Below are 18,079 nucleotides of genomic sequence, written 5' to 3'. Positions count from 1 at the left end.
AATCGCGCCTTCTCAGGCTGCGTTAATTACAAATTCTTCAATCGCCTGCCGGTTGCTCCACGACTTGGTCAGTGCGGCGGCATCCGCCGCACTCACCCAGCGGTAGGTCAGGTGTTCGGTAAACACGATCTCCCGTTCATGGGGGAGCGCGAGACAGAACCACGACTCCGTATTGCGCTCGGTACCCGGCGCGTAGCGATGACGTAAATGGCTAAAAATTTCAAACTCCACCGTGCGCTGGCAGTCCTTCAGGGTCAGTTGCTCGCGGGCAACGTCAATGGTGACCTCTTCCTTTACTTCGCGCGCGGCGGCCTGCAACGCGGTTTCCCCCTCTTCCAGACTGCCGGTTACCGACTGCCAGAAATCAGGGTCATCGCGCCGCTGCAACATCAGCACCCGCTTCGTGTCTTCTGCATAAATGACCACCAGGACCGAAACGGGAAGCTTATACTGCATATTATTCGTTCTCCGAAATCTCTTTTGAAGCTTTCGGAAGCACCTGAATGCCCAGCTCGGCCAGAGAGGCCGGGTTGGCAAAGCTTGGCGCTTCGGTCATCAGACACGCTGCGGCAGTGGTTTTCGGGAAGGCAATAACATCACGAATGTTATCGGTGCCGGTCAGCAGCATGGTCAGACGGTCAAGACCGAAGGCCAGGCCCGCGTGCGGCGGCGTACCGTATTTCAGGGCGTCCAGCAGGAAGCCAAACTTCTCGCGCTGCTCCTGCTCGTTGATGCCCAGAATGCCGAACACGGTCTGCTGCATTTCGCCGCTGTGAATACGCACGGAACCACCGCCCACTTCGTAGCCGTTGATAACCATGTCATAAGCGTTGGCGACCGCATCTTCCGGTGCCGCTTTCAGCTCTGCCGCCGTCATGTCTTTTGGCGAGGTGAACGGGTGGTGCATTGCGGTCAGGCCGCCTTCACCGTCGTCTTCAAACATTGGGAAGTCGATAACCCACAGCGGCGCCCATTTGTTTTCGCCGGTCAGGCTCAGGTCTTTGCCGAGCTTCAGACGCAGCGCGCCCATCGCATCCGCCACGACTTTCTTGTTGTCTGCGCCGAAGAAGATCATGTCGCCGTCCTGCGCGCCGGTGCGCTCAAGGATCGCTTCCACGATGTCCGCGTTCAGGAATTTCGCTACCGGGCTGGTGATGCCTTCCAGACCTTTCGCACGCTCGGTCACTTTAATATAGGCCAGACCTTTCGCGCCGTAGATCTTGATGAAGTTGCCGTAGTCGTCGATCTGCTTGCGGCTCAGTGCCGCACCGCCCGGTACACGCAGGGCGGCCACCCGGCCTTTAGGATCGTTAGCCGGGCCAGCGAAGACGGCAAACTCAACGCCTTTCACCAGGTCTGCTACGTCCACCAGCTCCATCGGGTTACGCAGGTCTGGTTTGTCAGAGCCGTAACGACGCTCGGCTTCAGCGAAGGTCATGATAGGGAAATCGCCCAGCTCAACGCCTTTCACGTCGTTCCACAGGCTACGCACCAGGGCTTCCATCACTTCACGCACCTGCTCGGCGGTCATGAAGGAAGTTTCCACATCGATCTGGGTAAATTCTGGCTGGCGGTCAGCGCGCAGATCTTCGTCGCGGAAGCATTTAACGATCTGATAGTAGCGATCGAAGCCGGACATCATCAGCAGCTGTTTGAACAGCTGTGGAGACTGCGGCAGCGCGTAGAATTTGCCTTTATGAACGCGGGATGGGACCAGGTAATCGCGCGCGCCTTCCGGCGTGGCTTTGGTCAGCATCGGGGTTTCGATGTCGAGGAAACCATGGTCATCCATAAAGCGGCGCACCAGGCTGGTGATTTTCGCACGGGTTTTCAGGCGCTGAGCCATTTCCGGACGACGCAGATCCAGGTAGCGGTATTTCAGACGCGCTTCTTCAGTGTTGACGTGGTTGGAGTCCAGCGGCAGCGCTTCTGCACGGTTGATGATCACCAGATCGGACGCCAGCACTTCGATGGCGCCCGTCGCCATGTCGGCGTTGACGTTTTTCTCGTCGCGCGCGCGCACTGTGCCAGTAACCTGAATGCAGAACTCATTACGCAGCTCAGAGGCCAGCTTCAACGCATCTGCGCGATCCGGATCGAAGAACACCTGAACGATACCTTCGCGGTCGCGCATATCGATGAAGATAAGGCTACCAAGATCACGACGACGATTGACCCAACCACACAGGGTTACCTGCTGTCCGACGTGGGACTGACGCAGCTGCCCGCAATATTCTGTACGCATGAGATATCCCTTAATTAGCCGCAGGCTAAATGTCGCCTGGTATGCAGGCTACTATGTCGCAGCTTTCTGTATGTCACAACTGGATGAAAAAAGGCGGCTATTATACTGGAAATTCCGCCGGACGATAAGAGCGAACCACGGCCAGGCGGTCGTTTGCTGCACTCTTATTGCGCATTCTCACAAAAATTAACAAAATTATCCGCCCAGGAACAGGCCATCACGTCGTATGGTGTCTGGAAGTGATTCATTTAACGGGAGTAACGATGTTAACACTTGATGCCAGTAAAACCGCACTTGTTGTGATTGATTTACAGGAAGGCATTCTGCCATTCGCCGGTGGCCCGCATACTGCGGATGATGTGGTCAACCGCGCTGCTCGCCTGGCGGAAACATGTCGTGCCAAGGGTGCGCCTGTTGTCATGGTGCGCGTCGGCTGGTCCGCTGATTACGCCGAAGCGTTAAAACAGCCCGTTGATGCCCAGGTTCCAGCACGCGCCCTGCCTGAAAACTGGTGGACGTACCCGGCCGCACTCGGCAAACGCGACAGCGACATCGAAGTGACCAAACGCCAGTGGGGCGCATTTTACGGTACCGATCTCGAACTGCAGCTCCGCCGCCGCGGCATCGACACCATCATCCTGTGCGGCATTTCCACCAACATCGGCGTGGAGTCTACCGCCCGCAACGCTTGGGAGCTGGGCTTTAATCTGCTGATCGCCGAAGATGCCTGCAGCGCGGCCTCCGCGGAACAGCACCAGGGCAGCATGACCCATATCTTCCCGCGCATCGGCCGCGTGCGCAGCACGGATGAGATTGTCAGCGCGCTATGATGTACGTGGGCCTGCCCCAGTGGTCGCACCCGAAATGGGTACGCCTTGGCATCACCAGCCTTGAGGAGTATGCCCGACACTTCAACTGTGTCGAGGGTAACACCACCCTGTATGCGCTCCCCAAAGCCGAGATTGTTACGCGCTGGCGGGAACAAACGACCGACGACTTCCGCTTCTGCTTTAAGTTTCCGGCCACCATTTCCCACCAGGCCGCGCTGCGCAACTGCGGTGATTTGACCGAAGAATTTTTTACGCGCATGTCGCCGCTGGCGAACCGCATCGGTCAGTACTGGATCCAGCTACCCTCCACGTTTGGCCCGCGCGATTTGCCTGCGCTCTGGCAGTTCCTGGATACCCTGCCCCGCGAATTCACCTACGGCGTCGAAGTCAGGCATCCTGAATTTTTTGCGAAGGGCGAAGCAGAAAAAGCGCTCAATCGCGGCCTGCTTGAGCGTTCCGTTAACCGGGTGATCCTCGATAGCCGCCCGGTACACAGCGCTGTGCCCCATAGCGAAGCCATCGTTGAAGCTCAGCGTAAAAAACCGAAAGTGCCGGTCCACGCCATCGTGACCGCGCATAACCCAATGGTCAGGTTTATCGGCAGCGATAACATGCAGCAAAATCAGGCGATGTTCGCCGTCTGGCTGCAAACGTTAGCGAAGTGGGAACACACCACCACGCCCTATCTATTTTTACATACGCCGGATATCGCCCAGGCGCCCGAACTGGTCGATGCTCTGTGGCAGACCTTGCAGGCTGCGGTGCCGTCCGTGGGCAGCGCCCCTTCCATCCCACAACAATCTTCTCTTTTCTGATATCACCCCCTATCATAGTGAAGTGCCATCTGCCAAAAACAGGGAGTTTGTATGGTCAGCGCGCTGTATGCGGTGTTAGGTGCATTACTGCTGATAAAGTTTTCATTTGATGTTGTGCGCCTCAGAACGCTGTACCGCGTCTCTTACGGTGACGGCGGATTTTCCGAGCTACAAAGCGCTATCCGCATTCATGGCAACGCGGTCGAATACATCCCCGCAGCCTTAATCCTGCTGCTGTTTATGGAGATGAATGGCGCAGAAACCTGGATGGTGCACATCTGTGGCCTGCTTCTTATTGCTGGCCGCCTGATGCACTATTACGGTTTTCACCACCGCTTAATCCGCTGGCGTCGTTCCGGCATGAGTGCGACCTGGTGTTCGCTTTTGCTGATGGTGCTGGCTAACCTGTGGTATATGCCGTGGGAGTTGGTTTTCTCCCTCCATTAGCGCACAATACGCCACTTTATTTTTCCCGGATTTTTACGTTATGTCAGATCGCGACACGCTTTTTTCCGCGCCTATCGCCAGCCTGGGCGACTGGACCTTCGATGAACGGGTAGCCGAAGTCTTCCCGGATATGATCCAGCGCTCTGTTCCCGGTTATTCCAATATTATCTCTATGATCGGCATGCTGGCTGAGCGCTTCGTTCAACCCGGCACGCAGGTCTATGATCTGGGCTGCTCGCTCGGCGCGGCAACGCTGTCGGTTCGTCGTAACGTTCACCAGGAAGGCTGCCGAATCATTGCCGTCGATAACTCCCCGGCGATGGTTGAGCGCTGCCGTCGCCACATTGACGCGTATAAAGCCCCTGTTCCGGTAGACGTGGTGGAAGGCGATATCCGCGAAATTGAGATCAATAACGCCTCGATGGTGGTGCTGAATTTCACCCTGCAGTTCCTGGTGCCTGAAGACCGCCAGCTGCTGCTGGACAAAATTTATCAGGGGCTGAATCCCGGCGGCGCGCTGGTGCTCTCGGAGAAATTCAGCTTCGAAGATGCCGAGGTTGGCGAATTGCTGTTCAATATGCACCACGATTTCAAACGGGCGAACGGCTACAGCGAGCTGGAGATCAGCCAGAAGCGCAGCATGCTCGAAAACGTGATGCTGACGGATTCCGTAGAAACCCACAAAGCGCGTTTGAGCAAAGCCGGGTTTGAGCACAGCGAACTGTGGTTCCAGTGCTTTAACTTTGGCTCTCTGGTGGCGCTGAAAGCGGGAGAATCCGCATGATCGAATTCAGCAACTTCTATCAGCTGATTGCCAAAAACCAGCTCTCCCACTGGCTGGAAACCTTGCCCGCGCAGATTGCGGCCTGGCAGCGCGATCAGCAGCACGGCCTGTTAAAGCAGTGGTCAAATGCGGTGGAGTTTCTGCCCGAACTGACCCCGCATCGTCTGGATCTTCTGCACAGCGTAACCGCCGAGAGCGAAGAGCCGCTTCCGGCCGGACAGATCAACCGCATCGAAACGCTGATGCGTAACCTGATGCCGTGGCGCAAAGGGCCGTTTTCACTTTACGGCGTGAACATCAATACCGAATGGCGCTCGGACTGGAAATGGGATCGCGTGCTGCCCCACCTTTCCGACCTGACCGGACGTACCATTCTGGACGTGGGCTGCGGCAGCGGTTACCACATGTGGCGCATGATTGGCGCGGGGGCGCATCTGGCGGTCGGTATTGATCCGATGCAGCTGTTCCTGTGCCAGTTTGAAGCGGTGCGTAAGCTGCTGGGTAACGACCAGCGCGCGCACCTGCTGCCGCTGGGCATTGAACAACTCCCTGCCCTGAAAGCCTTTGATACCGTCTTCTCCATGGGCGTGCTGTACCACCGTCGTTCCCCGCTTGAACACCTGTGGCAACTGAAGGATCAGCTGGTCAGCGGCGGCGAGCTGGTGCTGGAAACGCTGGTGATTGAAGGCGATGAACATGCCGTTCTGGTGCCGGGCGATCGCTACGCGCAGATGCGCAACGTTTACTTCATCCCTTCCGCGCTGGCGCTGAAGAACTGGCTGGAGAAGTGCGGGTTTGTGGATGTGCGGATTGCCGACGTCAGCGTGACCTCGCTCGAGGAACAGCGCCGAACCGACTGGATGATCACCGAATCGCTGGAGCAATTCCTCGACCCGGCCGACCACAGCAAAACTATCGAAGGCTATCCAGCCCCGATGCGTGCGGTGCTGATTGCGACTAAGCCGTAGCCTTTTTGCCGGGTGGCGGCTACGCCTTATCCGGCCTACTGGTAGCACGTTTTCTCCGAAATAGTTCAAGTTGCAGCGAGGCGGCCAACCCAGCTGCGGCTTGAAATATGAAGGAGAAAAAAAGGCCCCTGTTGAAATTGCAGGGGCCTGGTACAAGCAAGCATCATATTGGGCGACATGATGCGCGGTAAAAATCGGTACGTTGCTACACGTGATGGCGCTCAATCAGCGACTTCATTTCCGCAACCGACTCTCCCTCTACGCCATAGCGTGAATACTCATCCGCTTCAGCATCCGTCGACATTGACAACCCTGTATTGCGATAACGCATGGGCGAAGGTATCCATTTACCCGCGGAGCTGTGCAGCTCTTCTACCCCAGCGTTTAAAAACCGTTCCAGATTGCTGGCGCGGACTCCCGCACCCGCCATTATTATTGGAACACCGGAATGTGCTTTTAGTTCCGTAATTAATTGCAGTCCTTTTTCAGCTGACGCCTGCTGACCCGATGTCAGGATGCGCGCCACGCCAAGTTCTCCAAGCTTTTCAAAGGCCTGAAGCGGATCTTTACACATATCAAATGCGCGATGAAAAGTGACGGCCAGCCCCTGCGCGGCGCTCATAATCTGACGCATGCGCGGTATATCGATATTGCCGTCTTCATCCAGCAGGCCGGTCACCAGCCCTGGAAACCCGAGGTCCCGAACGAGCGCGATATCATCAAGCATGGCACTGAACTCGCCCGCCGTGTAACAAAAATCACCGCCGCGCGGACGAATAATCGGGTGAACGGGAATGGTGACGGCCTGACGGGCAGACTTCAACACGCCGTAAGACGGCGTCAGCCCGCCCTCTTTGGGTGCCGCGCACAGTTCAATGCGGTCAGCCCCGTGCTTTTGCGCGGTCACGGCACACTCCACGCTGTAACAACAAATCTCCAGCAGCGCCATTTAATCCTCCTGAAATTCCACTAAACGAAACATCATGACACGCCGTCCGTTTTCAGTCCCGGCGTGAACTCACATCTCTTACGCTTCGCTGGCAACGATCTGCTCAATGGTCCACGGATGAAACTTCACCGTGACCTGTCCGTCAGTGACGGCCAGCGTCGGGTTAGGTAACCGCTCGCGCTCGCCTTTGGGTGAACTCGTCTTCACAAAAATTCCCGGCTTGCTTAAGCCTTCGTCAGAAAGGAGGGCCAGCGCGCGGGCGTTCAACGTTTCCGGCTCACCCGGCAGGACAATTTCGATATGTTCCCAGCCTTCGTGCGGATAGCGTTTCTCTCCCGGCCACGGCAGTTCAACCACGCTGAATTGCCAGTGCGCCACTTTCACCGGCTCATGCAACTTAAACAGGCAAATCGGGCGACCATTGATGATGTTCTCGGAGAGCAACTCGCCGCACCGTTCGAACCCGCGACGCCAGCGCTCGGCCGTGGCATTCTGATGACAGCGCAAAGAGATGTGATCGGCCTCAAGCGGCGCGATTTCCAGACCGAGACGGGTGGCAAGTTCTGTGAACGCCTGGGTGAAGCGCGGTAAATCTGCGGAAATATCATGCAGTTCGTCAATGGATTGCCAGTTCGCCATAAGTCACTCTCTTTTCATGTCGCAAAGCCGCTAATTTACTCTGTTGCCCTGTTTTGACCAACCGCAGAATCTGGCTTTTTGCGACTGCATGATTATGCACACCTTCACCGCCTGGATTCTGAGCAATCTTCAGGCCCCGCAATGCTGACGCCAGAGGGCATTTGCAGTATACTCCCGCCCTAAATTCTTTAACTGGCGCGGGCGGTTGTAAGCCCGCATCAAAAACGTAAGGTATCCAGGTGAATATTCAGGCTCTTCTCTCCGAAAAAGTCAGTCAGGCACTGATTGCCGCAGGCGCGCCTGCGGATTGCGAACCGCAGGTTCGTCAGTCAGCAAAAGTACAGTTTGGCGACTATCAGGCTAATGGCGTGATGGCAGTGGCTAAAAAACTGGGCATGCCGCCGCGACAGCTCGCTGAGCAGGTACTGACGCATCTGGATCTTTCCGGCATTGCCAGCAAAACCGAAATCGCCGGTCCGGGCTTTATCAACATCTTCCTTGAGCCTGCATTCCTGGCACGCCACGTTGACGCGGCCCTGAAATCTGACCGTCTGGGCGTTTCCCAGCCGGAGGCGCAGACCGTCGTGATCGACTACTCTGCCCCGAACGTGGCGAAAGAGATGCACGTTGGCCACCTGCGCTCCACCATCATCGGTGATGCCGCGGTGCGCACGCTCGAGTTCCTCGGCCACAAGGTGATCCGCGCGAACCACGTGGGCGACTGGGGTACCCAGTTCGGCATGCTGATTGCTTACCTGGAAAAACAGCAGCAGGAAAACGCGGGTGAAATGGCGCTGGCGGACCTGGAAGGGTTCTACCGCGAAGCCAAAAAACACTACGACGAAGACGAAGCCTTTGCCGAGCGCGCGCGCAGCTACGTGGTTAAACTGCAGGGCGGCGACCAATACTTCCTCGAGATGTGGCGCAAGCTTGTCGACATCACCATGTCTCAGAACCAGCTGACCTATAACCGTCTGAACGTCACCCTGACCCGTGATGACGTGATGGGCGAAAGTCTCTACAACCCAATGCTGCCCGGCATTGTGGCTGACCTGAAAGCGAAAAACCTGGCGGTAGAGAGCGAAGGCGCAACGGTGGTGTTCCTTGATGAGTATAAAAACAAGGAAGGCGAACCGATGGGCGTGATCATCCAGAAAAAGGATGGCGGCTACCTCTACACCACCACCGATATCGCCTGTGCGAAGTACCGTTACGAGACGCTGCATGCTGACCGCGTGCTGTACTACATCGACTCCCGTCAGCACCAGCACCTGATGCAGGCGTGGACCATCGTGCGTAAAGCCGGTTACGTGCCGGATTGCGTGCCGCTGGAACACCACATGTTCGGCATGATGCTGGGCAAAGACGGCAAACCGTTCAAAACCCGTGCGGGCGGTACCGTGAAGCTGTCCGACCTGCTGGACGAAGCGCTGGAACGCGCCCGCCGTCTGGTGGCCGAGAAGAACCCGGACATGCCTGCCGATGAACTGGAAAAACTGGCCAACGCCGTGGGTATCGGTGCGGTGAAATACGCGGATCTCTCCAAGAACCGTACCACCGACTATATCTTCGACTGGGATAACATGCTGGCGTTCGAAGGCAACACGGCGCCTTACATGCAGTATGCCTACACCCGCGTGCTCTCGGTGTTCCGTAAGGCGAACATTGATGAAAGCCTACTGGCGAATGCGGCAGTGACCATCACGGAAGATCGTGAAGCACAGCTGGCGGCGCGCCTGCTGCAGTTTGAAGAGACGCTGACGGTTGTCGCGCGTGACGGCACGCCGCACGTGATGTGTGCTTACCTGTACGATCTGGCGGGTCTGTTCTCCGGCTTCTACGAACACTGCCCTATTCTGTCTGCGGAAAACGAATCGGTCCGCAACAGCCGCCTGAAGCTGGCGCAGCTCACGGCGAAGACCCTGAAGCTGGGTCTGGATACCCTGGGTATCGAAACCGTAGAACGCATGTAATACAAAAAACCCGGCAATCGCCGGGTTTTATTTTTTGCCTTCCTGCTCATTCAAGCGTCAGCGGTAGTTCACGATGACAGAATTACTCTGCACTTTCAGCGCCGGGATTAAGCGTCCCCCGCCCGGCACTTCCCAGATAAACCGCAAAGGTTCAATAGCCGGTACGCCGTTGAATGCCTGCGTCGTGCCATTTTCGCCGTCGATTTCCGTGCAGCGCGTCTGAGAACAAAGGCGCACCCGCAGCCCTGCGGGCGTTGGGCCAATCAGCCGATAATTCCAGACCACAAGGCCCATCTGCCCGGAAACGCCTTCTGAAGGCGATAGCGGGTTAGATGATATGGCGACGCCCCGGTTGCTGAGGGTCACTCCCATGCTGCTTGCCTGCCAGGTGCCCTCCCCGGCAGCGTGCGCCGCCAGCGGGAAGAGCAAAATCCAGAGCCATTTACGCATTATTTTCCTCCAATCGTCGCGGTCATGCGGATATGACGGTTATCCGACAGCTCCATATTCGACAGCACGACCAGCTGATTCAGACTACGACGCAGGAAACGCGACAGCAGCGGACGCAGCGCATGGTTAACCAGCAGCACCGGCGGTGCGCCCAGCATCTCCTGGCGCGCCAGCGCCTCCTGGGTTTGCGCCAGCAGACGGTCCGCCAGCCCCGGCTCCAGGCCGCCCCCGCCCTGCAGGGCCTGCAGCAGCAGACGTTCAAGCGGCGTATCGAGGCCAATAACCTGCACTTCTCCGGTTCCCGGGAACCACTGCTGGGTGATCGCACGGCCCAGCGCCACGCGCACCACCGCCGTCAGCTCGTGCGGATCGCTCTGGATTGGCGCGTGCTCTGCCAGCGTTTCCAGAATGGTGCGCATATCGCGGATCGGTACTTTCTCGTCGAGCAGGTTTTGCAGCACCTTGTGCAGCGTGGTTAAGGTCACCACGCCCGGGACCAGATCTTCCGTCAGCTTCGGCATCTCCTGCGTGACGCGATCCAGCAGCTGCTGCGCCTCCTGACGGCCAAACAGCTCTGCCGAGAATTGCCCAATCAGGTGATTAAGATGGGTCGCCACCACGGTACTGGCTTCAACAACCGTATACCCCTGGATCTGCGCCTGCTCTTTCAGCGCACTTTCAATCCAGATAGCGGCCAGGCCAAAGGCCGGGTCGATAGTTTGCTCGCCCGGAAGCGTGCCTGCGGCGGTGCCCGGGTTAATCGCCAGCCAGCGGCCCGGATAGGCATCACCGCTGCCAATTTCGACACCTTTCATCAGAATGCGATAGCGCGCGGGCGGCAGGTCCATATTGTCGCGGATGTGAACAACCGGCGGCAGGAAGCCCATATCCTGGGCGAATTTTTTACGGATACTGCGGATACGGCCAAGCAGCTCGCCATCCTGCTGGAAATCGACCATCGGAATCAGGCGATAGCCCACTTCCATTCCCAGGGAATCTTCCAGCTGAACGTCGTTCCAGGTCGCTTCAACGGCCTGGGTGTTCTCCGGCATTTTGACCGGAACAGGCTCCGCCGCCGGTTTGATTTCACGACCGCGCATCCACCAGGCAAGCCCCAGCAGACCCGCCGTAAACAGCAGGAAGACGAGGTTTGGCATCCCCGGCACCAGGCCGAGCAAACCCAGAACGGCAGCGGCCAGCAGCATCACGCGCGGGTTGCTGAACAGCTGGCCCACCATCTGCTCGCCAACGTCCTGATCGGTACTCACGCGGGTCACAATCACACCCGCCGCAGTAGAGATAACCAGCGCCGGGATCTGCGCGACCAGACCGTCACCGATGGTCAGCAGCGTATAGCTTTCCGCCGCGTGGCCCATGTCCATCCCGTGCTGCAATACCCCCACCAGCAGGCCGCCGACCACGTTAATCACCATGATCAGAATGCCCGCGATGGCGTCACCGCGCACAAACTTACTCGCACCGTCCATGGAGCCGTAGAAGTCCGCTTCCTGCGTCACTTCCGAACGGCGTTTTTTGGCTTCATCTTCGGCAATGAGCCCGGCGTTCAGGTCGGCATCGATCGCCATCTGTTTGCCCGGCATCCCGTCCAGCACAAAACGCGCGCCCACTTCCGCGATACGCCCTGCTCCTTTGGTGATAACCATAAAGTTGATGATAACGAGGATAACGAACACCACGATACCGATAGCAAAATTGCCGCCCACCAGGAAGTGGCCGAACGCTTCAACCACTTTACCTGCCGCTGCCGCACCGGTATGACCTTCCATCAGGATGATACGCGTGGACGCCACGTTCAGCGCCAGACGGAGTAAGGTGGTAAACAGCAGAATGGTCGGGAACGCGGCGAACTCCAGTGTACGCTGGGTGAACATCGCCACCAGCAGCACCATAATGGACAGCGCAATGTTGAAAGTGAAAAGCAGGTCGAGGATGAACGCCGGGAGCGGCAGTACCATCATCGACAGAATTAGCAGGATCAGAATCGGCCCGGCAAGGATTTGCCATTGGGTCGATTTCAGGTTGCCGGGCAGGCGCAACATTGCCACCAGATTAGCCATCAGTGTCCTTCTCGTTCATAAAATCCAGCGCGGCAGGCACCGGAAGGTTCTCAGGTTTCACAGGCCGTTGACCGCCGGCCAGACGCCAGCGCTTCAACTGCCACACCCAGGCCAGCACTTCCGCCACGGCGGCGTAGAGTTGTCCCGGGATCTGTTGTCCAATATCCGCATGGCGGTACAGGGCACGCGCCAGCGGAGGCGCTTCCAGGATCGGCACGCGGTGTTCCTTGCCAATTTCCCGGATGCGCAGCGCGATCAGCCCTGCCCCTTTTGCCACCACTTTCGGCGCGCTCATTTTGTTTTCGTCATAGCGCAGCGCAACGGAATAGTGTGTCGGGTTGGTGACGATGACGTCGGCCTTAGGCACATCGTCCATCATGCGGCGACGGGCGGCGGCACGTTGCATCTGGCGAATACGCCCCTTCACGTGCGGGTCACCTTCCATCTGCTTGTATTCGTCGCGGATATCCTGACGCGACATGCGCAGCTTTTTGAAGTGGGTATAAAGCTGGAAGATCACGTCAAAACCCACCATCGGGATAATGCTGAGCACCACAAGCAGCGCGCAGAGCCCGACCAGATTCAGCGCGTTGCTCATCGCGGTGAGAGGCGATTCGCTGATAAGACGCATCATTTCCGGCCAGTGGTACCAGAGGTAAAAGCCTGCGGAACTGCCCATCAGCACCGATTTGAGGACGGCTTTGAGCAGCTCAGCCCCGGTCTGCGCAGAGAACATTTTCGCAATACCCGGCAGCGGGTTCAGTTTGGAAAATTTCGGCTGCATCGATTTGGCACTGAAAACCAGACCGCCGAGCATCACCGGAGAGACCAGCGCGACCAGCACGACCCCGGTAATCAGGGGCAACAGCGCGACCATGGCCCCCTTAATAAGCTGAATAATCTGGCTGAGGATCAGATTCGGATCGTTGACCATGCTGTGGTCAAAACGTAAGCCGGTGGACAACATTCCCGCCAGCCTGCGGGCGAGCGACTCCCCGCCCCACCAGATAATGCACACCCCTACGATAAGGATCAGCAGGGAGGTTAATTCTCGGGATCGGGGGATCTGCCCTTCCTCACGCGCCTTTTCTAGTCGGTGGGGTGTGGGGGCTTCCGTTTTGTCGTCGTTCTCTTCTGCCACTGTGCACGCTCAGCCCATTACGTCACGGGTATCATGCCAGCGCAGCGGAAATCCAATGGCGGGAAAAGCCCGTTTATTCGGGCTCTTTTCGGTGATTTTGTCGCAAACCGCCTCAGGTGGCATTAGCCCCTGAGGCGGAATGGACCATCAGAAGCCGAGGCTGTCCAGCAGGTCGTCCACCTGATCCTGGCTTGCCACCACGCCCGCCTTGCTGGCGTCGAGCTGTGGACCATTGAGCAGGCTTTCGTTCTCGCGTTTTGGACGGGCTGCCGGTTCCGGAATGTTCTCCAGCAGAACCATCAGCAGCTGACGCTCAATCTCCTGGATAACATCCATCATGCGCTTGATCACCTGACCGGTCAGGTCCTGGAAATCCTGCGCCATCATGATGTCCAGCAGCTGGGCGTTGGTGAAGCTGGTGTGGCCCGGCACATCACCCAGGTACTGACGGGTATCCGTCACCAGCTCGCGGGCATCCGCCAGCTCGATAGGATTCTCAAACCACTCGTCCCAGCGTTTGCTCAGCGCTTTCGCCCCCTTTTCCATCGCATCCTGGTGCGGCTGTGACGCTTCAACGCTGTTCAGCGCACGCTCCGCGGCCTGAGCGGTCATCTGCACAACATAGTCCAGACGATCGCGGGCATCAGGAATGGCTTCCGCCGCTTCGGCAATCGCCTGATCCAGACCCAGCTCGCGCAGGCTGTCACGCAGCATGCGCGTCAGGCTGCCGATGCGGACGATGATATCGCTCGGCGAGTGTTCTTCTACGGGTTTCATAGCAGGTTGCAACATTTCCATCACCTCACATGCCGAGTTTCTCGAAGATCTTACCGAGCTTCTCTTCCAGGGTTGCCGCGGTGAATGGCTTCACCACATAGCCGCTTGCGCCCGCCTGTGCTGCGGCAATGATGTTCTCTTTTTTCGCTTCTGCAGTGACCATCAGAACCGGCATAGACGCCATTCCCGCATCGGCACGAATGGTTTTCAGCAGTTCCAGACCGTCCATGTTAGGCATGTTCCAGTCGGAGATAACAAAACCAAACCCGCCAGCCTGCAGTTTGTTCAGCGCATCAACGCCGTCTTCTGCTTCTTCAACGTTGTTGAAGCCCAGCTCTTTCAGCAGGTTGCGCACGATGCGACGCATGGTGGAAAAGTCATCCACAACCAAAAACTTAAGCTCTTTATCCGCCATAAAATAATACTCCTGAGTCAAATACGTATTGCCTGTCCGGCACTGATTTTCGCCAGCATCTGCTGGCTTACCTGGCTAAGATCGACCACTTCGCTCACGCCACCCATATTGATGGCCTCGCGCGGCATGCCGAACACCACACAACTTGCTTCATTCTGCGCAATCGTCCAGGCGCCAGCCTGGTGCATTGCAAGCATTCCGGCGGCACCGTCGTTGCCCATCCCCGTCAGGATCACCCCAACGGCGTTGCGCCCCGCATGTTTCGCCACCGAATGAAACAGCACATCCACCGACGGACGGTGCCGGTTGACCGGCGGTCCGTCATGAATTTTGATTTGATAGTTAGCGCCGCTGCGCGACAGCTCCATATGCTTGTCGCCCGGGGCGATATAGGCATGTCCCGGGAGCACGCGCTCGCCGTCTTCCGCCTCCTTCACGCTGATCTGGCACAGCTTGTTCAGGCGTTCGGCGAAGGAACGGGTAAAGCCTGGTGGCATATGCTGAGTGATCAGAATACCCGGACTTGAAAGCGGCAATGGCTGGAGTACATGACGAATTGCCTCTGTTCCTCCGGTTGACGCCCCAATGACCAGCAGTTTTTCCGAGCTGAGTAAGGGACCGGCCTTCAGGGTCGCTGGCGCGGCCAATGGCGTATGGGCAGCAAGCTTCGCACGCGACGCGGTGCGGATCTTCTCCGCGATCATTTCGCTGTAGGCCAGCATCCCTTCGCGTATGCCGAGCTGCGGCTTGGTGACAAAATCCACCGCCCCCAGCTCCAGCGCGCGCAGGGTGATTTCCGATCCTTTTCCGGTCAGGGAGGAGACCATCACCACCGGCATGGGCCGCAGCCGCATTAATTTTTCGAGGAAATCTATGCCATCCATGCGCGGCATCTCGACATCCAGCGTTAGCACGTCGGGGTTATATTTTTTAATTAAATCCCGCGCTACCAGAGGATCGGGCGCAGTGGCCACCATCTCCATGTCGCTGTGGCTATTGATAATTTCAGTCATGATCTGACGCATCAGCGCTGAATCATCGACAGACAACACCCTGATTTTACTCATGCTTTTTCCTTACTCAACGCATATACCGTTTGCCCACGCAGGCTAAACTCACGCGCGAGGTTGCTGAAGTTTTCCGAGTGCCCGGCAAACAGTAAACCGTCAGGCTTGAGCAACGGAACAAACCGACGCAGAATGTCCTGTTGCGTCGTTTTATCAAAATAGATCATAACGTTACGGCAAAAAATGGCGTCGAACGGCCCCGGCACGTTGTACTGCTTATCCAGCAGGTTAACGGGCGCGAATTCGACGCAGTTCGCCAGCTCCTGGCGTACGCGCACCAGGCCTTCATGCGGGCCCGTGCCGCGCATGAAATAACGCTGCAGCTGCTGCGGCGACAGTGTTTTCAGTTCATCCTGGCGATAAACGCCGTTACGCGCCTTCTCCAGCACCTCGGTATCGATATCGCTGGCGTAGACTTTCCAGCGTCCGGGCGTCATGCCCAGGGTGTCGGCAAGGGTTATCGCCAGGGAGTACGGCTCTTCACCCGTCGAGGCGGCCGCGCTCCATACGCGATATTCCCCGGTGCGACGGCGGGCGTGCTCGGCCAGAACCGGGAAGTGGTGAGCTTCACGGAAAAACGCCGTCAGGTTGGTGGTTAACGAGTTAATAAAAGCCTGCCACTCTGCGCTGTTCTGGTTCGCCTCGAGCATGCTCAGATAGCGGCCAAAATCATCCAGCCCCAGCGTACGCAAGCGCCGCACCAGACGGTTGTAGACCATGTCCCGCTTATGATCCGCAAGCACGATCCCCGCACGCTGGTAGATTAACTGACATATCCGACGAAAATGCGCGTCGGACAGCGCGAGGCGCTGTGTCATCTGCAACAATAATGACGTTTGCCCAGGGGGCATTGGTGATGTCATAGCGCCTTCTTAATTACATTCAGGATACAACTGGCACGGCCTGCGACCGCCCGACTTCTGTTACTGCTTCAACGTGCTCTTTCACATTAAATACCGCGACCAGTCCGGTCAGACGATCCGCCTGGCTTGCCAGCTGGTCGGTTGCCGCTGCCGCTTCCTCAACTAACGAGGCGTTCTGTTGCGTCACCTGATCCATCTGGCTGACGGCCTGGGCAACCTGCTCAATGCCGCGGCGCTGTTCGTCCGACGCCGAGGCAATCTCGCCCATGATGTCGTTCACCCGCGTCACGGAGGTGACGATCTCGTGCATGGTTTTCGCCGCCGTATTCACCAGCGTTGAGCCCTGCTGAACGCGCGAGACCGACTCTTCGATCAGGACCTTAATTTCTTTCGCCGCGTTGGCGCTGCGGCTCGCCAGGTTACGCACTTCCCCCGCCACCACCGCAAATCCACGCCCTTGCTCACCGGCGCGCGCCGCTTCCACGGCGGCATTCAGCGCCAGAATGTTGGTCTGGAACGCGATACCGTCAATCACGCTGATGATGTCGCCAATTTTCTGCGAGCTGGTGGCAATCTCCTGCATGGTGCTGGCGACATGGGAGGCCTGGTCGCCGCCTTTCTTCGCCGTCATCGCCGCCTGTTTTGACAGGTCAGACGCCTGACGTGCGTTATCGGCGTTCTGGCTTACCGTCGCGGTTAACTGCTCCATGCTGGCCGCCGTCTGCGCCAGCGAGGCCGCCTGCTGCTCGGTGCGGGACGAGAGATCGTTGTTCCCCGCCGCAATCTCAGAGATCCCGGTGTGCATGGCATAACTGCCCTGCCGCACGTCGCTCACCGTTTCCCGCAGCGATCCCTGCATCGCCTTAAGGCTGGCAAAGATCGCCGAAATTTCGTTCTTGCCGAACACCGCTACCGGACGCGCCAGGTCTCCTTTCGCAATACTGTCGAAGTGGCTGCTGATAATCGCCAGCGGCTGCACGATCATCCTGCGCGACCAGAGCAGCGCCCCGCCGGTCAGCAGCCCTGCCAGAATCACAACCACGGCAAAGATGATGCCCGACATGTGATAGCTTTGACGGCTCTGGTCACCGGCACGCTGAACAGACTGGTTAATATCCTGCTGCCACGCGTTAAAGCTGCCGTCAAACGCCGCCTGAGACGCCTGAACCGGTGCGGTCATAAAGTCCGAAAGCTGGTTGTTCTCAAGCCACGTCCCCTGGTGGTCCAGATCGCTGTACCACTGCTCAAAGTTCGTCTTCATGGCGGCCTTCAGCGCTTTCTCTTTCTCGCTGTCGGCGGCCTGCGCCGTAAAGGCTTTAAACTGTGCGTCAGCCTGCTTCAGGCTGTCGCGCGCGGTCGCCATCAGCGCTTTAATGTCATCCGGTGGATAGCTCAGCGCGGTTAAGGTTCCCGCCTTGTTCAGCGCAGTGCTTGCCTGCAACAGCACGGCACGCGTTTGCGCCAGTGCGGAGCGCTGCTGATTACTCGCCTCAACTTCCTGCAAATTCTGATAGCCATCGCGAAACGCCCAAAAAGACAACCCGTTACTGCCAACCTGCAACACACCGCAAAGGATCAGAATCAAAAACAGTGTGGTCGAGATACGAATACGATTTAACATCCACGCTCCCATCAAGC

Annotated in this window: 18 protein-coding genes; 6 read left to right on the top strand and 12 right to left on the bottom strand. The window is 57.7% G+C overall.

The window, feature by feature from the left end; all coding sequences use genetic code 11:
• Window positions 1–12: 12 nt before the first annotated feature.
• The gene (gene nudB, locus UTM25_RS01020) at window positions 13–456 is read right to left on the bottom strand and encodes a dihydroneopterin triphosphate diphosphatase (RefSeq protein ID WP_121932055.1); all 444 of its coding nucleotides are present in this window, start codon (window positions 454–456) and stop codon (window positions 13–15) included.
• Between the two features lies 1 nt (window position 457).
• Window positions 458–2,245: an aspartate--tRNA ligase gene (gene aspS / locus UTM25_RS01015; protein WP_320714157.1), complete on the bottom strand. Its 1,788-nt coding sequence runs from the start codon at window positions 2,243–2,245 to the stop codon at window positions 458–460.
• A 263-nt stretch (window positions 2,246–2,508) separates the two neighbouring features.
• On the opposite strand from aspS, the gene UTM25_RS01010 reads away from it, so the two are divergent.
• Genes UTM25_RS01010 through cmoB form a run of 5 tightly spaced genes read left to right on the top strand, consistent with a single transcriptional unit; the run spans window position 2,509 to window position 6,089 of the window.
• Window positions 2,509–3,075 carry a hydrolase gene (locus UTM25_RS01010; protein ID WP_194399527.1) on the top strand — a complete coding sequence of 189 codons (567 nt, stop codon included), beginning with the start codon at window positions 2,509–2,511 and terminating at the stop codon, window positions 3,073–3,075.
• Window positions 3,072–3,890 carry a DUF72 domain-containing protein gene (locus tag UTM25_RS01005; RefSeq protein ID WP_194399528.1) on the top strand — a complete coding sequence of 273 codons (819 nt, stop codon included), beginning with the start codon at window positions 3,072–3,074 and terminating at the stop codon, window positions 3,888–3,890. Before UTM25_RS01010 ends, UTM25_RS01005 begins: the two co-directional genes overlap by 4 nt.
• Window positions 3,891–3,941: 51 nt before the next feature.
• Window positions 3,942–4,337, top strand: coding sequence for an MAPEG family protein (locus UTM25_RS01000; protein ID WP_021240443.1), 396 nt, complete (start codon window positions 3,942–3,944; stop codon window positions 4,335–4,337).
• Window positions 4,338–4,377: 40 nt separating this feature from the next.
• Window positions 4,378–5,121 (top strand): carboxy-S-adenosyl-L-methionine synthase CmoA, encoded by a 744-nt coding sequence (gene cmoA, locus UTM25_RS00995; protein WP_194399529.1) that lies wholly within the window; start codon window positions 4,378–4,380, stop codon window positions 5,119–5,121.
• Window positions 5,118–6,089 (top strand): tRNA 5-methoxyuridine(34)/uridine 5-oxyacetic acid(34) synthase CmoB, encoded by a 972-nt coding sequence (gene cmoB / locus UTM25_RS00990; protein WP_024909685.1) that lies wholly within the window; start codon window positions 5,118–5,120, stop codon window positions 6,087–6,089. The genes cmoA and cmoB overlap by 4 nt, the downstream gene beginning before the upstream one ends.
• Window positions 6,090–6,294: 205 nt before the next feature.
• Here the strand turns inward: cmoB and cutC are convergent, their stop codons facing one another.
• Together cutC and UTM25_RS00980 are read right to left on the bottom strand one after the other, a co-directional pair.
• Entirely contained in the window at window positions 6,295–7,038 is a 744-nt protein-coding gene (gene cutC / locus UTM25_RS00985) for a copper homeostasis protein CutC (RefSeq protein WP_194399530.1), read from the bottom strand.
• A 78-nt stretch (window positions 7,039–7,116) separates the two neighbouring features.
• The gene (locus tag UTM25_RS00980) at window positions 7,117–7,677 is read right to left on the bottom strand and encodes a VOC family protein (protein WP_194399531.1); all 561 of its coding nucleotides are present in this window, start codon (window positions 7,675–7,677) and stop codon (window positions 7,117–7,119) included.
• Window positions 7,678–7,916: 239 nt separating this feature from the next.
• Here UTM25_RS00980 and argS point away from each other — a divergent pair, with 239 nt between their 5' ends.
• Window positions 7,917–9,650, top strand: coding sequence for an arginine--tRNA ligase (argS, locus tag UTM25_RS00975; protein ID WP_194399532.1), 1,734 nt, complete (start codon window positions 7,917–7,919; stop codon window positions 9,648–9,650).
• A gap of 57 nt (window positions 9,651–9,707) precedes the next feature.
• Here argS and flhE read toward each other — a convergent pair whose 3' ends face one another.
• The 8 genes from flhE to tap form a co-directional block, all read right to left on the bottom strand.
• Window positions 9,708–10,100 carry a flagellar protein FlhE gene (flhE, locus tag UTM25_RS00970; protein ID WP_194399533.1) on the bottom strand — a complete coding sequence of 131 codons (393 nt, stop codon included), beginning with the start codon at window positions 10,098–10,100 and terminating at the stop codon, window positions 9,708–9,710.
• On the bottom strand, window positions 10,100–12,178 hold the full coding sequence (gene flhA / locus UTM25_RS00965; RefSeq protein WP_194399534.1) for a flagellar biosynthesis protein FlhA: 2,079 nt from the start codon (window positions 12,176–12,178) through the stop codon (window positions 10,100–10,102). The genes flhE and flhA overlap by 1 nt, the downstream gene beginning before the upstream one ends.
• Window positions 12,171–13,319: a flagellar biosynthesis protein FlhB gene (gene flhB, locus UTM25_RS00960; RefSeq protein ID WP_194399535.1), complete on the bottom strand. Its 1,149-nt coding sequence runs from the start codon at window positions 13,317–13,319 to the stop codon at window positions 12,171–12,173. The genes flhA and flhB overlap by 8 nt, the downstream gene beginning before the upstream one ends.
• A 147-nt stretch (window positions 13,320–13,466) precedes the next feature.
• Complete coding sequence (cheZ, locus tag UTM25_RS00955) at window positions 13,467–14,111, bottom strand: protein phosphatase CheZ (RefSeq protein ID WP_023312251.1); 645 nt, start codon at window positions 14,109–14,111, stop codon at window positions 13,467–13,469.
• A 10-nt stretch (window positions 14,112–14,121) separates the two neighbouring features.
• The gene (gene cheY, locus UTM25_RS00950; protein ID WP_008500431.1) at window positions 14,122–14,511 is read right to left on the bottom strand and encodes a chemotaxis response regulator CheY; all 390 of its coding nucleotides are present in this window, start codon (window positions 14,509–14,511) and stop codon (window positions 14,122–14,124) included.
• A gap of 17 nt (window positions 14,512–14,528) precedes the next feature.
• Window positions 14,529–15,578, bottom strand: coding sequence for a protein-glutamate methylesterase/protein-glutamine glutaminase (locus tag UTM25_RS00945; protein WP_029741783.1), 1,050 nt, complete (start codon window positions 15,576–15,578; stop codon window positions 14,529–14,531).
• On the bottom strand, window positions 15,575–16,441 hold the full coding sequence (gene cheR, locus UTM25_RS00940; RefSeq protein WP_023312253.1) for a protein-glutamate O-methyltransferase CheR: 867 nt from the start codon (window positions 16,439–16,441) through the stop codon (window positions 15,575–15,577). Before cheR ends, UTM25_RS00945 begins: the two co-directional genes overlap by 4 nt.
• A 19-nt stretch (window positions 16,442–16,460) precedes the next feature.
• The gene (gene tap, locus UTM25_RS00935) at window positions 16,461–18,062 is read right to left on the bottom strand and encodes a methyl-accepting chemotaxis protein IV (protein WP_194399537.1); all 1,602 of its coding nucleotides are present in this window, start codon (window positions 18,060–18,062) and stop codon (window positions 16,461–16,463) included.
• Between the last annotated feature and the right edge of the window lie 17 nt (window positions 18,063–18,079).

The organism is Enterobacter sp. 61D5 (assembly GCF_034107965.1).
Classification (GTDB): Bacteria; Pseudomonadota; Gammaproteobacteria; order Enterobacterales; family Enterobacteriaceae; genus Enterobacter; species Enterobacter cloacae_M.
Note: the sequence above shows the minus strand (reverse complement) of the source record. Positions and strands in the feature narration are given on the sequence as shown.

What these genes read in the sequence shown, in the direction of transcription:
- nudB (WP_121932055.1), bottom strand. Translation starts at nt 456, where the DNA reads ATGCAGTATAAGCTTCCCGTTTCGGTCCTGGTGGTCATTTATGCAGAA.
- aspS (WP_320714157.1), bottom strand. Translation starts at nt 2,245, where the DNA reads ATGCGTACAGAATATTGCGGGCAGCTGCGTCAGTCCCACGTCGGACAG.
- UTM25_RS01010 (WP_194399527.1), top strand. Translation starts at nt 2,509, where the DNA reads ATGTTAACACTTGATGCCAGTAAAACCGCACTTGTTGTGATTGATTTA.
- UTM25_RS01005 (WP_194399528.1), top strand. Translation starts at nt 3,072, where the DNA reads ATGATGTACGTGGGCCTGCCCCAGTGGTCGCACCCGAAATGGGTACGC.
- UTM25_RS01000 (WP_021240443.1), top strand. Translation starts at nt 3,942, where the DNA reads ATGGTCAGCGCGCTGTATGCGGTGTTAGGTGCATTACTGCTGATAAAG.
- cmoA (WP_194399529.1), top strand. Translation starts at nt 4,378, where the DNA reads ATGTCAGATCGCGACACGCTTTTTTCCGCGCCTATCGCCAGCCTGGGC.
- cmoB (WP_024909685.1), top strand. Translation starts at nt 5,118, where the DNA reads ATGATCGAATTCAGCAACTTCTATCAGCTGATTGCCAAAAACCAGCTC.
- cutC (WP_194399530.1), bottom strand. Translation starts at nt 7,038, where the DNA reads ATGGCGCTGCTGGAGATTTGTTGTTACAGCGTGGAGTGTGCCGTGACC.
- UTM25_RS00980 (WP_194399531.1), bottom strand. Translation starts at nt 7,677, where the DNA reads ATGGCGAACTGGCAATCCATTGACGAACTGCATGATATTTCCGCAGAT.
- flhE (WP_194399533.1), bottom strand. Translation starts at nt 10,100, where the DNA reads ATGCGTAAATGGCTCTGGATTTTGCTCTTCCCGCTGGCGGCGCACGCT.
- flhA (WP_194399534.1), bottom strand. Translation starts at nt 12,178, where the DNA reads ATGGCTAATCTGGTGGCAATGTTGCGCCTGCCCGGCAACCTGAAATCG.
- cheZ (WP_023312251.1), bottom strand. Translation starts at nt 14,111, where the DNA reads ATGTTGCAACCTGCTATGAAACCCGTAGAAGAACACTCGCCGAGCGAT.
- cheY (WP_008500431.1), bottom strand. Translation starts at nt 14,511, where the DNA reads ATGGCGGATAAAGAGCTTAAGTTTTTGGTTGTGGATGACTTTTCCACC.
- UTM25_RS00945 (WP_029741783.1), bottom strand. Translation starts at nt 15,578, where the DNA reads ATGAGTAAAATCAGGGTGTTGTCTGTCGATGATTCAGCGCTGATGCGT.
- cheR (WP_023312253.1), bottom strand. Translation starts at nt 16,441, where the DNA reads ATGACATCACCAATGCCCCCTGGGCAAACGTCATTATTGTTGCAGATG.
- tap (WP_194399537.1), bottom strand. Translation starts at nt 18,062, where the DNA reads ATGTTAAATCGTATTCGTATCTCGACCACACTGTTTTTGATTCTGATC.